Origin of the sequence: Aliarcobacter faecis (assembly GCF_013201705.1) — a bacterium.
Classification (GTDB): domain Bacteria; phylum Campylobacterota; class Campylobacteria; order Campylobacterales; family Arcobacteraceae; genus Aliarcobacter; species Aliarcobacter faecis.
This window is the reverse complement of the sequence record NZ_CP053837.1, coordinates 462,665-475,510: the sequence shown is the minus strand read 5'-3', so window position 1 is coordinate 475,510 and position 12,846 is coordinate 462,665. Positions and strand designations below refer to the sequence as shown.

Annotated in this window: 12 protein-coding genes; 2 read left to right on the top strand and 10 right to left on the bottom strand. The window is 24.4% G+C overall.

What is annotated here, in order from left to right; all coding sequences use genetic code 11:
* Positions 1–4: 4 nt before the first annotated feature.
* The 7 genes from AFAEC_RS02395 to AFAEC_RS02365 form a co-directional block, all read right to left on the bottom strand.
* Positions 5–697 carry a phosphatase PAP2 family protein gene (locus AFAEC_RS02395; protein ID WP_225442392.1) on the bottom strand — a complete coding sequence of 231 codons (693 nt, stop codon included), beginning with the start codon at positions 695–697 and terminating at the stop codon, positions 5–7.
* Positions 681–2,288 carry a phosphoethanolamine transferase gene (locus tag AFAEC_RS02390; RefSeq protein ID WP_034216665.1) on the bottom strand — a complete coding sequence of 536 codons (1,608 nt, stop codon included), beginning with the start codon at positions 2,286–2,288 and terminating at the stop codon, positions 681–683. The genes AFAEC_RS02395 and AFAEC_RS02390 overlap by 17 nt, the downstream gene beginning before the upstream one ends.
* 102 nt (positions 2,289–2,390) lie before the next feature.
* Positions 2,391–3,341 (bottom strand): glycosyltransferase family 9 protein, encoded by a 951-nt coding sequence (locus AFAEC_RS02385; RefSeq protein ID WP_026806367.1) that lies wholly within the window; start codon positions 3,339–3,341, stop codon positions 2,391–2,393.
* Positions 3,342–3,378: 37 nt separating this feature from the next.
* Positions 3,379–4,449 carry a hypothetical protein gene (locus tag AFAEC_RS02380; protein WP_026806368.1) on the bottom strand — a complete coding sequence of 357 codons (1,071 nt, stop codon included), beginning with the start codon at positions 4,447–4,449 and terminating at the stop codon, positions 3,379–3,381.
* A complete protein-coding gene (locus AFAEC_RS02375; protein ID WP_026806369.1) occupies positions 4,442–5,362 on the bottom strand; it encodes a glycosyltransferase family 9 protein in 921 nt (306 codons plus the stop codon). The genes AFAEC_RS02380 and AFAEC_RS02375 overlap by 8 nt, the downstream gene beginning before the upstream one ends.
* A complete protein-coding gene (locus tag AFAEC_RS02370; protein ID WP_306459124.1) occupies positions 5,359–6,123 on the bottom strand; it encodes a glycosyltransferase family 2 protein in 765 nt (254 codons plus the stop codon). The genes AFAEC_RS02375 and AFAEC_RS02370 overlap by 4 nt, the downstream gene beginning before the upstream one ends.
* Entirely contained in the window at positions 6,116–6,865 is a 750-nt protein-coding gene (locus AFAEC_RS02365) for a lipopolysaccharide kinase InaA family protein (protein WP_026806371.1), read from the bottom strand. Before AFAEC_RS02365 ends, AFAEC_RS02370 begins: the two co-directional genes overlap by 8 nt.
* A 108-nt stretch (positions 6,866–6,973) precedes the next feature.
* Between AFAEC_RS02365 and AFAEC_RS02360 the strand changes: the two genes are divergently transcribed.
* A complete protein-coding gene (locus tag AFAEC_RS02360; protein ID WP_034216666.1) occupies positions 6,974–8,041 on the top strand; it encodes a glycosyltransferase family 4 protein in 1,068 nt (355 codons plus the stop codon).
* Complete coding sequence (locus AFAEC_RS02355) at positions 8,035–8,655, top strand: acyltransferase (protein WP_026806372.1); 621 nt, start codon at positions 8,035–8,037, stop codon at positions 8,653–8,655. Before AFAEC_RS02360 ends, AFAEC_RS02355 begins: the two co-directional genes overlap by 7 nt.
* A gap of 382 nt (positions 8,656–9,037) precedes the next feature.
* On the opposite strand, the gene AFAEC_RS02350 is transcribed toward AFAEC_RS02355, so the two are convergent.
* From AFAEC_RS02350 to AFAEC_RS02340, 3 genes are read right to left on the bottom strand one after another with little or no spacing between them, the layout of a single operon-like run.
* Positions 9,038–10,201 (bottom strand): hypothetical protein, encoded by a 1,164-nt coding sequence (locus AFAEC_RS02350; RefSeq protein WP_026806373.1) that lies wholly within the window; start codon positions 10,199–10,201, stop codon positions 9,038–9,040.
* Between the two features lie 9 nt (positions 10,202–10,210).
* The gene (locus AFAEC_RS02345) at positions 10,211–11,674 is read right to left on the bottom strand and encodes an MBOAT family O-acyltransferase (protein WP_026806374.1); all 1,464 of its coding nucleotides are present in this window, start codon (positions 11,672–11,674) and stop codon (positions 10,211–10,213) included.
* A gap of 35 nt (positions 11,675–11,709) precedes the next feature.
* Positions 11,710–12,840, bottom strand: a complete 1,131-nt coding sequence (locus AFAEC_RS02340) for a hypothetical protein (RefSeq protein ID WP_172658619.1) — start codon at positions 12,838–12,840, stop codon at positions 11,710–11,712.
* Between the last annotated feature and the right edge of the window lie 6 nt (positions 12,841–12,846).

Sequence of the window (12,846 nt, the reverse complement as noted above, 5' to 3'; positions counted from 1 at the left end):
AGAGTTAATCTTCTAGCTTTTTTATTTTATTTACTAATTTAACAATCAATAAAATAACTAACCAAACTGCTAACATAGTAACTAAAGTATGACTTAAAAAATGATCTCCAATTAATATCTTATAGCCCCCAGTTAAAATTCCAATAGTTATTCCCACACCTAAAGCAATATTTCTATTTCTTTGTGTTTTAAATAGAAAATATAGTGCCATTAGAGAAAATCCCATTGTAGCATGACCAGCAGGCCAACATCTATGTTTTGACTCTTGAATATAATCTTTTGGATAACTTTCAAGGATTTTTACATCTATTGAATTGCCACCAAACTCTATAATATTAGTAGGACAAGGAACATTTGTAATACTTTTTAATCCAGATAAAGAAGGAACTAGAATGAGTGATAAAGATAAAATTAGTAAACCTTTTTTATACTCTTGAAAAAAAATAATTTTCTTGAAAAATGAGAAAATAGTTATTAATACAACTAAAATTGAAAAACCAATAAATAATTTCTTAAACCCACTATAAAAGATTAAATCTGCTATTACTTCATCTTTTGATATAAACCAAGTTTTATTCTCAAAATTATAAAAAAACTTTTGAAAATCTATATCAAAATTTGTAAACTCAAAAATTAGAACCACAAATATAAATAAGAAACCTGTAATAATAATTTGCCTATTAATCGTTTCTTGCATCATTTAAAATATCCATATCCTTTTTATAAACTTCAGTTTCAACTTCAAAAAGCCCTAAAAGAGTATGGAATAGATTATCCTGAGAGAACTCATTATCTTTAATAAGTTTAACTTTATCTTTATCATATTCATGTTCCATAGCACCATCTCCTATCCAAAGTAAAGAAGCAACATTTTTTTGCTCTTTTGGAGCTATAGCATAAGGCATTCCATGAAGATAAATTCCATTTTCACCTAAACTCTCACCATGATCAGATACATACATCAAAGCTGTTTCATGGCTATTTTCATATTTTTTTAAGAAATTTATAGCTTTTGATAAAAAATAATCTGTATATAAAATCGTATTATCATAAGTATTACTTATCTCCTCTTGTGTACAACTCTCTAACTGATTTGTTTGACAAACTGGTGTAAATTTTTCAAACTCTTTTGGATATCTTTTATAATATGCTGGTCCATGACTTCCCATTTGATGAAGAACTATTAAAATATCTTTTCCCTTATTTTTCTCTACATAATCTTCAAGCCCTACAAGCATTCCTTCATCTCTACACTCATCATCTTCGCATATTGTATTTGTAGCAGAAGTTCTAAAATCTTCATAATCTACTCTTAATGCTACTCCTTTTGAATCAGAATTATTATCTCTCCATAAAATTGCAATATCTTGAGTATTTTTTAAAACATCTAAAACATTTTGAGTTGAAATACCTTTTTTATAACTATAGTCATCTTTGTCATAAACAGAAAACATACAAGGTACAGAATGAGCAGTCGAAGTTCCACAAGAGTACATATTTGGAAAGCTTATAACATTTTCTTTTTTTAAAAGAGGATTTGTCTCTTTAGAATAACCATTTAGTGAAAATCTATCAGCTCTTGCCGTTTCACCAACAACTAAAACAATCAACTCTTTTGGCTCTTCTATTGGTTCAACTACTTTTGAATCAAGACCAATTTCTTTAAGTTCTGTAGGAGCTGTATCAAAAGTTTTATTTAGATAATTTGCTATACTATATATCCAATATATAGGGTTTACATTATATCTTAAAGGTTTATGTTCTCTTGCAAAAGAGGTATAAAATTTTGAAAAACTAAAAATTATCACCAAAATTATGATTAAAGATAAAACTATAATTTTTACTCTTGAGAATAGTTCAACTTTCAAAGATTTATACTCAATTCTTACTTTATATATAAAATATACTGGGAGAATTGCTAAAAAAACTACATATAAAATCAGTTTAAAACTAAACAAATCCATAGACTCTTTTAAATTTGTTTGTAAACTATTTCTTATCATCTCTGTATCAATTACAATGCTATATGTATCCATAAAATAAGCTGTAAATGCCGAAACTACAAAAAGTAGAATAAAAAGTGGTTTTATTATATATTTTGAACTAAAAAATGAAAATATAAAACTCATCAATGCTACAAGTAAAATTGCTGTTGATAAAAAATATAAAAGATTTAAACCATTAAAACCATAAGCTAAAAACATATCTTTAAAAAATTTAAAATTGTAGAATAGAGTAAAAATAATAGAAAATATGATAATTAATCTATTTGTAGAAATTGCTTTCAAAGAGAATATCCTTGTGATAATTTTTTGAAATAATATTCCTAAATAATTAATAAAGAATAAATATCTTACGAGTAAATTGTAATCAAAATATGAATTATATTTTTACTTTGAAATATCTTCTAATTTTTCTAAGCCTTTTAAAACATCACTAGCTGTTATTTGCTTCATACAATTATGATGTTTTAAAGGACAAACCCTTTTCATACAAGGGGCACAAGAGAGATTCTTCGTAATAATCAAGCCATTTTCATCATTATGCCACTGATTTGTTTCTGTAAATTTCGTAGGTCCAAATATTGCAATAGTTTTTACTTTATAAGCAGCCGCAATATGCATAGGACCACTATCATTTGTAATAAAGAGATCAAGTCCAGCTATTTTTTCTATAAGTTCAGGAATTGTAGTCTTTCCAGCTAAATTTTGATAATTTGAAATACCATTTTTAATTAACTCATCTTCTATATCTTTTGCAATATCAGTTTCAGTTGGTCCTCCAAAAATAACAATATCATATCTATTGGCTAAAGATATAGCAACCTTTGCAAACTCTTGTGAATACCATCTTTTTGCACTTCCATATGTTGCACCAGGATTTATTCCAAGAGTGGCTTTAGAGTAAGAAAATGGCTTAAAATAAAGTTTCAAATCCCCTACTTCATTACTTAAATTTAAAACTTTATTTATAAAATCATTGTATCTTATAGCTAGATGTATTTCTTTTTTTGTAAGTCTTTTATAGTTAAATTTTTCCTTCGCTTTTATAAAAAACATCATAAATTTAGAAGAAAAACTTCTTCTAAAAGAGATTGCTAAATCAACTTTTCCTATACTTTTTGCTAAGGAGACAAGAGCTTTATACCTATTCTTTTCTTTTTTTGTATTATCTACAATTACCCTTTCTATATTTGAATATCCTTCAAATGCTTGTGTAGATACAAATGAACCTAAGAGTATAATTTTAGCTTGAGGATAAGTTTTTATCAAATTTTCTATAGCTGGAGTTGCCATGATAGCATCACCTAACCAAGAGGGAATTTCTATAAATATTTTCATTTATAACTCTTTTTTATATTTATTTTGTTTTCTAAAACTAAAGTCTTGCTTCCAACAGTTCTTTAAAAGCATAAAATTGTGGATATTTGATAATTTTTCCATCTCTATTATCAACCAAACCATAACCAGGTGCAATTAATTGGTGCCAATAAACTCTTTTTATTTTATAACTATTTTTTGCTATTTTAAAATAATCAATCATATATTTTGTATAATCTTCATTTGAAACACACTCTTTCTCGCTTGTTGGTGCATAAGGAGCTGTATTTTTTATAGGCCAATTTACTTCTGTTATATAAATATCATCTGTGCATTTCGGACTTAATTTTACCAATGAAAAAAGTAAATCAATTTTATTTTTTAAATCAAAAATACCATATTGTCTATTTTGTGGACTTCCCCTTCTATCTACATATAGTTGTGCTGAGACAATATCATATTTAATTTTCCCTAGATTAAACATTGCTCGAACATTATAATAGTATTCAAAATCTATCACAGATGGTCCTAAAAGCTTTATATTTGGGAATTTTTCTTCTTTTAGATTTTGTGCTATTTTATAAAATTGAAAATACTCTTTTACACTAAAAAAACCCCATTTCGCACGGTTTATAGTTGTAGCTATTTGGTACTCAAAAACAAAACTAGAAAATTTTGTAAAAATAAGCTCTAAACTTTGTTTTAAAAACTCTAAGTTTTCTATATTTTCTCTATCTTGCATAATATTTAAAAGTATATTTTTAGGGCTTTTTTCATTAAAGCTTTTCACAAAATCTACATATAAATCAATGTTTTGTATATCCCAAAGTGGTAAACGAATAATTAAATTTTTAACTCCAAGTTCCTCAACTAACTCTTGTTGAATATTTTTTCCATCATCTTTATCAAGATTGACTCCAAGCCCTATAAAATCTCTATTTGAGGTTTCCACTTTTCCTCTAAAAAACTTCATAAATAAAATTGCTATTGGTAAAATAAAAATAGAACTAAAAAGAAGCTTTATATAATCTTTTATATGTTTTTTTCGCATACTTTTTTTATAAATTTTATCTTTTATAACTTGTGGTTGGTCTGAGTAGTTATCCCAAAAAAAAGGCTCTTTATTCACAAATTATCTCTTTTAATCTACTCTCTATCTTTAAATAGTCATCTCTTGTATAATTTTTATCTAGCATAAAATTATTTTGTAAACTCTCATCACTTATTGTTGCCCATCTTTTACTACTTGCAAATAAGGAGCTCCCAAAGAATGTTAAAGTTTTTGTATTACTTGCCCCTGCAAGATGCATAGGTCCAGTTGAAGTACTAACAAATAAAGAACTACTTGCAATATATTTAGCAAATTCAACTAAAGTTCCCTTTGAATCGTAAATTATAACTTTGAAATCAAGATTTTCTTTTATATACTCTTTTGATTTTTCATCATCTGGTCCAAAACTAAAAACTACTTCATAATCACTATTTTTTATACTTCTAGCTAAATTTATATAGTCATTCAAAGTTAAATTTCCATCACTACTTCCACCAAATCCTGCATGAAAAATGACTCTTTTCTCTTTTTTTACATCAAATTTCAAAAGTGGTCTTGTAAAATCAAGTTTTATATTAGGAAAAATTGCCTTTGCCAAATCAAGATTATATTGCCACTCTGTTTTTTCAACCTTACTTCTTCGCTGTTTTATTCGCTTATTAAAAAAGAATTGAGCCAATTTTGTAGCAGGAGCAACTCTCTTTTTAATTCTACTTTTAAATAAAAGTTTTCCTAAATTAGTATCAATATATGCACTAAGACTTATATCAAAATTTCTACTTTTTATATCTTGCAAAGTTTTTTCTAAATCATTTTTATTATATAAAATTACATCATCTATAAAATCTAAACTTTTTGCAAACTCAAAATTTATCTTTGAAACAAGAGCCGTTAGTTTTGTATTTGGATATTGTTCCTTTATAGCTTTAAAAAGTGGTAAAGTTACTACAAAATCCCCTATTTTATCATGTCTTGTTATAAGTAGATTCATCTTTTACTCTTCTTTAATTCAAGATTTAGCTCATAAAGTTTTATATACTTATAAAAGTTTGTAACCATATGAGAGAATGCAATAATTAGTCCCACATAGCCATCCCTAAAACCTTGTTTTAAAATATAAGTCCTAAAAAATGAATAAAGTGCATTAAAAAAAGCTTTTATTGGACTTGAAGATTTTTTTCCTGCATTATTTTTTGCAAAAAGAGAAGAATATCTATCTGCTTTTATAATAAATTCTGAAATTGAATGATAGCTATAGTGATTAATACTACCTTCTAAAACTTCTTCTTTTAAACCATCAGATAAAATATGTTCATGAACTTCATCTTTATCATTAAAAGATGTTATATTTTTATTATATAGCCTTTTAACTGTTAAAGTCCAACCACAATATTTAACTCTTATATCTTTATAAAATCCATTTGAATTGAGCCTATAAACTGTATTATTGTCTAACTTCTTCGCTTTTAAATATTCTAGTAAATTATTATTTACAACTTCATCACTATCAATAATCATAACCCAATCATTTTTTGAATAAGAGGCCGCTTTATTTTTTGTCCAACCAAAACCTTTAAACTCGCCTTGAATTAAATTTACATTTGAAAATTTTTTTGCTATTTGCATAGTATTATCCGTTGAACCATTGTCATAAACAAGAACTTCTTCAAAAGAGACCAAACTATCTAACGTTCTTTTTATAGTAAATTCACTATTTTTTACTATAATAACTACACTAATATGTTTAATCAACAACTTTCTGCCCTTTCAATCTTTTTTTGAAATTTTTTCTAGCTTTTAATGAATGAGAATATGATATAGCTTTATCTATGACTAGAATTTCATCTATTTGAGCGATTCTTGCATACTCTTTTATAATAAATTCTAAATCTTCATCTTTTGCCCAAAGTTTTGAAAAATTTTTCATTCTTAAATTTGTATCTAAATTTAAAAATCTCATTCTATTTATATCTACAATTTTAAATACAAACTCATCTTCAACTTTTTTTATCAAAATATTTCCAGGACTATAATCAAGATGATAAATCCCTGCTTCATGTAAAGAGTAAGTAAATTTTGCAAAAGATTTAAAAATCTGCTCTTTTTGTAGAAAATCTTTGATTAAAAGAGGCTCACGAATAGTAAAATCATAATCAAATTTTTCACTTATAAAATAGCTATCTTTTAATAAAGAACTTTCATAAAACTCTATATATCCTATTGGTTTTGGTGTAAAATCACCTATTTTTAAAGAGTAATCATAAGACTTCTTTGCTTTTGTTTCACGAAAAAAAGTATAAACAACTCTATTTAAAAGATTTGGAACTTTAAAGGATTTTACAACAACATCAATATTTTGATAGTTTATTACTTTTATCTCATTTCTTGCTTTATGAATAATATTTTTATTTTCTTGAAAATAACTTTTTATATTTAATAAAAACTCTTTGAAATTTTTGAACTCTTCATTTATTATAAATTTGAAATTTAACAAATTTTAACCTTTTTTATATACTGAACTAGATTTTATCGAAATCTTGCTTTTAATTTATATTTAACTAAATATAAAATAGAATAGTGACTTAATTTTTTAAGGGAAAATATGAAAAATATCTTGGAAGTTTGTCTATCCCCTGATTTAGGTGGGCTTGAACTATATATGAAAAATATTACAAAATATTTTCAAACAAAAGCTATAATAAATAAAAAATCAAAATTAAAAGAAGTTTTTGATAATGAAAAAATGAATTATTTTGAAATTTCAAAATATAGTTTTTTCAAATTAGCAAAGATTATAGATAAAGAAAATATTGATATAGTACATATTCACTGGACAAAAGATATTTTAACTGTTGTCTTAGCAAAACTATTTTCAAAAAGAAAACCAAAAATTATTCAAACACGCCATATGCATATGACAAGATTTAAAAATGATTTTTACCATAAATTTTTATATAAAAATATTGATATGATAGTTGCTGTTACAAATTTAGTAAAAAAACAACTTGAAAAGTTTATACCAAAAGAAATCAGACCAAAAGTTCAAACTTGTTATATAGGAGCTGAAACTCCAGAAATATTATTATCTGATGAAAAAGAAATCCTAAAAACATCCTTAAATATCACAAATGAATTCGTGGTTTGTATAGTAGGAAGAGTAGAAGAAGCAAAAGGACAACATATAGTTTTAGAGACTGTTGATAAATTAAGAAAGAGTAATATAAATATAAAAACATTAGTTATTGGTCACTATATGGATAAAAATTATTTTGACAATTTGAAAGCTAATTATCCAAATGACATCTTTACAGATTTTGTAAGTAATCCAACTGATTTTATGCAAATTTCTGATTGTGTAGTTTTAGCAACACAAAAAGAGACTTTTGGACTTGTATTAATAGAAGCTATGAAATGTGGCATTTGTGTACTTGGAAGTAATAGTGGAGGTCCTCTTGAAATAATAAATGATAAAAAGACTGGGCTATTATTTAAAAGTATGGATAGTGATAATTTATATGAAAAAATTAAAATGATCATAGAAAATCAAGATTTTAGAGAAAAACTATCTAAAAATGGAAAAATTAAAGTTGATAAATATTTTGATAGTACAAAACAATTTGAAGAATTAAGAAATATTTTTTTATCAATATTAAAAGAAAAATCATGTTAAATTTTTCACATTTTATTCAAATTAAACATTACTTTAAAGTAAAACAAAATAATAATATCAATATCACAAGTAAATTAAAATCATCCAAAATAAATATAAAAGGCAAAAATAACTATATAAAAATTGAAAACTCTAATATTAAGAAATCAAAAATAGGTATTTATGGAGAAAACAATATTTTAGAAATTCATCATAATTGTTTTATAAGAAATTTAGATCTTATGTTAATAGGTAATAATTTAAAAGTTATTATTAAAAATAATTGTGAAATTGGTGGAGCAATTATTGTTTGTGCAGGAGAAAATAGCTCAATACTAATAGAGGAGAATTGTCTTCTTGCTAGTAACATAGAAATTAGAAATAATGATGGGCATACTATTTTAGATAATTCTAATAAGATACTAAACAATAGTAAAAATATTTATATATCAAATAATGTCTGGATTTGTCAAAATGTAAAAATTTTAAAAGGTGTAAGCATTGGTCCAAACAGTATCATTGCTTTAAATACTTTAATCACACAAGGTAATTATCCTTCTAATGTTATTTTAGCTGGAAGTCCAGCTAAAATAATAAAAGAAAAAATTTATTGGAAAAAAGATTTACCTAAATAATTTAAGATTAATTATTTAATTAACTTACTACTTAGTTAAATAATTATAACCTAAATTTTAGTTAAAATTTATTCGCATTTAATAAGGTTAATATTAGATAAGAAAATCTCACCCAAACAAACTCTTCATTAAATTTCCAAGATCTATTCTACTGTTTTAGACACTTGTATCATAAATGAAATTTGCTGGTATTTAATTATATTTTTACAGTAAATAGATTTATTATATTTATCTACTAACTTTGTAAAGTTTATCTATGGTACATATTCTTTAAAAAAAATGACTTCTTGATCTCATTCTAAAGCTATAAGTTGACCTCTATAATCTCTAAAATTTTAAATCTTTTTAATTCTGTTATCATTTTTTTACTGAAAAATAAAATTTAATCAAATATTTTCTGAAAAACATTATTTTCTATAATTGTTTTACTAGCTTTATAATTCCAATGTGTATCATCTACAAAATAAATATCTTTTTCACCTTTTTCAATCTCTTTTGATAAGATATCTTTTGTATTTATAAATATATATTCTTTTGGTAAAGTTTCTAAATATTCAAAAAATATACTCTCTTGATAATCATTACTTATAATATAAGGTCTATATAGATTATATTTGTCAACTGCTGGCATAAAAATCAGTTTTATTCCTTTTTTTGACAATTCATTTGCTAATAAATTAAAATTATTATTTAACAATTCAACATTATCTTTAGTTTCTAATTTTAAATACTTTAAATCCTCATCATAAAAAAGTAATTCATCAGATATTTTGGTTGAAAATAAATCTTTATTTAATTTCTCTCTATAAACATGTGAAGACATCTTTCCATAACCTTTAATTTTAAATGTTAAATTATACTCTAAAGCATTCAAATTCAAATTATTTATAACACTCACTTCATCATCAGATGATTTGGCAAATAAATTTTTCAATACATATTGTAAAGATATAGAATCTTTCTCAGTTTTTAATAAGTTTTCATCTACTTTACGATTGAGGAGATTCTTATTTTTTGATATTAAAGTTGAAAATTCTTCTATATTATTTAAATTAGTATCTATGTTATCAATAGCAAATCTTTCTAAGGATCTTCTTTGAACAGATTCTATTAATATATATTTTACTCCTATATTTTCTAACTCTCCGGAATTTAATAAAGCATATATTGTTTCTATATAATTTTTACTATTTTTAAACATTTTTATATCTAAAACAGATAAATTATATATATTTGATATATAATCTTGATAATATGGATTTAATCCTCCAGCAGCTCCTGCTGAAAAGGAATCTCCAATAGTTAGAAAATCTACTCTCTCTCCTTTGTATTCATAAAATTGAATATGTTTATTATGTAAATTATTCTCAGTTTTTCTATCAGTAAGAAGATCTACAGAATAAGTCATTCTTGCTAAATCTCCAACAATAGTAGAATCTTTTGGAAAAACTTTCCCTACATATAAATAATAAATTATTGGATGAAAAGAAATGACAACTAAAGCTAAAAAAATCCATATATAAAATATTTTTCTGAATTTACCCATAGAAATAACCTAAAAATTGAAATATAAGAATTCAGTATATTTTGACATATTTGATATTGTGTAAAATGTTACTAAAACTAAAACTATTGTATATAAATAGGGTTTTTTTAAAAAAATTGTCCTAAATTCCATACTATTTTTAAAAGCAAGAACAATAATAAACCCAACAATGATAAACACTGTTGTATTACTTTTCCCTAATATATTATCATATACTTCTCCAAATCTAAAATATATCTCATTATATTGACTTAAGAATTTAAAATATTTCTCTGGTAATACTATATTATTCAAACTAAACATACTACTTAATACTTTCATTGCACTCTCAAAATCTTTTGCTCTAAAAAATATCCATGTTATATTTATAAAGTTAAATGTTATAAACCATGCTAAGATTTTATTCATTCTAAATCCTAAGCTTTGCCAAAACCTATGTATTGCTAATGCTATACCATGTAGCAATCCCCAAATTATAAATGTCCATCCTGCTCCATGCCATAGTCCACCTAATAAAAATGTTGTTATTAGATTTACATATGTTCTAATATTCCCTTTTCTATTTCCTCCAAGCGGTATATATAAATAATCTCTAAGAAATCTACTTAAAGTCATATGCCATCTTCTCCAAAAGTCTTGAATAGATAATGCTTTATATGGTGAATTAAAGTTAATAGGAAGTTTTATATTAAACATCAAACTTATACCTATTGCCATATCTGTATATCCTGAAAAATCAAAATATAATTGAAAAGTATATGATAAAGATGTTGCCCATGCTTCTATTAAATTCAATGTTGTTGCTGTATCAAATCCAGCATTTGCCCATACTGCAAATGTATCTGCTATTACTACTTTTTTAAATAATCCTATAGAAAATATAAAAAGTCCTAATGCTATATTTCTATAATTCTTTATATAGTTATATTTAGAAGCAAATTGTGGCATCATCTCTTTATGATGCAAAATTGGACCAGCTAGTAAATGTGGAAAATATGTTACAAAGAGCATATAGTTAAATATATTATACTCTTTAGCCTCTTTTTTATAAGCATCTACTAAAAATGCTATTTGGGTAAAAGTAAAAAAACTAATCCCTAAAGGAAGTATTATATGTGGTAGAGGAATATTTGTCTCAAATATCCCATTAAAGTTCTCTAAGAAAAAATCTGTATATTTAAAATATCCTAATAATCCTAGATTAAATACTATCCCAAAAGTAAGAATAGTTTTTGAAGATAATTTTCTTATTTTATCACTATTCACTAAACTTATCCCTACTCCGTAGTTCACAAATATTGATAATAATATTAATGGTAGATATATTATATTCCAATAGCTATAGAAAAATAAACTTGCTAATACTAACCATATCTTTGCACCTAAAACCATCCTTTTACTATTTAAGTAAAAGTAAACTATAAATACTATTGGTAAAAATGCAAATATAAATTCATAACTATTAAATAGCATTTATGCTCCCAATTATTTTTAATTTTAATATATATTTATTCACCAAAAACCTCTTTAATATACTCTTTTGTATCAATAAATTTTATTCTATCATTTCTTAATTTTTCTAAATGAGAATCTATATTCTCACTATTTATAATTACTCCAAAATCTTTATACTCTGATTTATCTAAAAGTCTATCTAAAACTATATTACCTAGAGACTTCTTGTAATGACTACCTTCAAAATGATATTTCATTTTAATTTTTGGATCAACTGGCACTTCTTCTGCAGTAAGTTTATGATATACTGAAAAATCAACAATTCTAAAAGGTTTTTTATGTTGTTCTAATGCAACTCTTTCTACATTTAAAACAACATCCTTTTTCCACTTTAAAAATGTTTCATATTGATTATAATAAGCAAATGCTTCCCATTGTCTAATATGAGATGGTCCAAAAATAATATCAAGTTTTATATTATTCTTATAACACATCTCCAAAATCTCCTTAAAATCATTAAAACTATTAAGATTTGTACCTTTATAAAAATTATTATTTGCCGATATAAATTTATAATAAAATTTTTCTTCTTTTTTCATTAAAGCTAAATGTCCTCCTACATTATCTACATAAGCTATCATATGAGAATCATTTAATAATCCATTTTTAAAATACATATTTTTAATAGTTTGATTTTTTATAGTATAAAAACTATCTTCTAAAGTTTTATAATTTAGTAAAAATTTATACTTATTATAATCTTTAAAATATGTTTCAAAATCTGAAGACTTTTTAATAGTATCATTAAACATTCTCCAATCTGCTACAAATAATATATTTTTTACTCCTAGTTTAATAGCTTCTTTTATATAATATTTAGCTTCATAAATAGACAATCCTGCATTAGAAAGATTATAAGATGGTTTTACAAAATATTCATGTTCTGGGTCTATTGCCATATCAGCCCTTGAAGTACCTATTACAATAGAAATAGGTTTTTGTTCTCTAACTTCAAATAATTTAGCTAATCTACTATGTACAGCTTGTTTTGGTTTACTATCAAAAAAATTAGTTTTATATAAACCATACGGATCAACAACATAATTAAATGAACATACTAAAACAACGATAGTAAGTATAAAACTTACTAAGATTTTTACCCAAATATTACTCTTTATATTCATTTTATT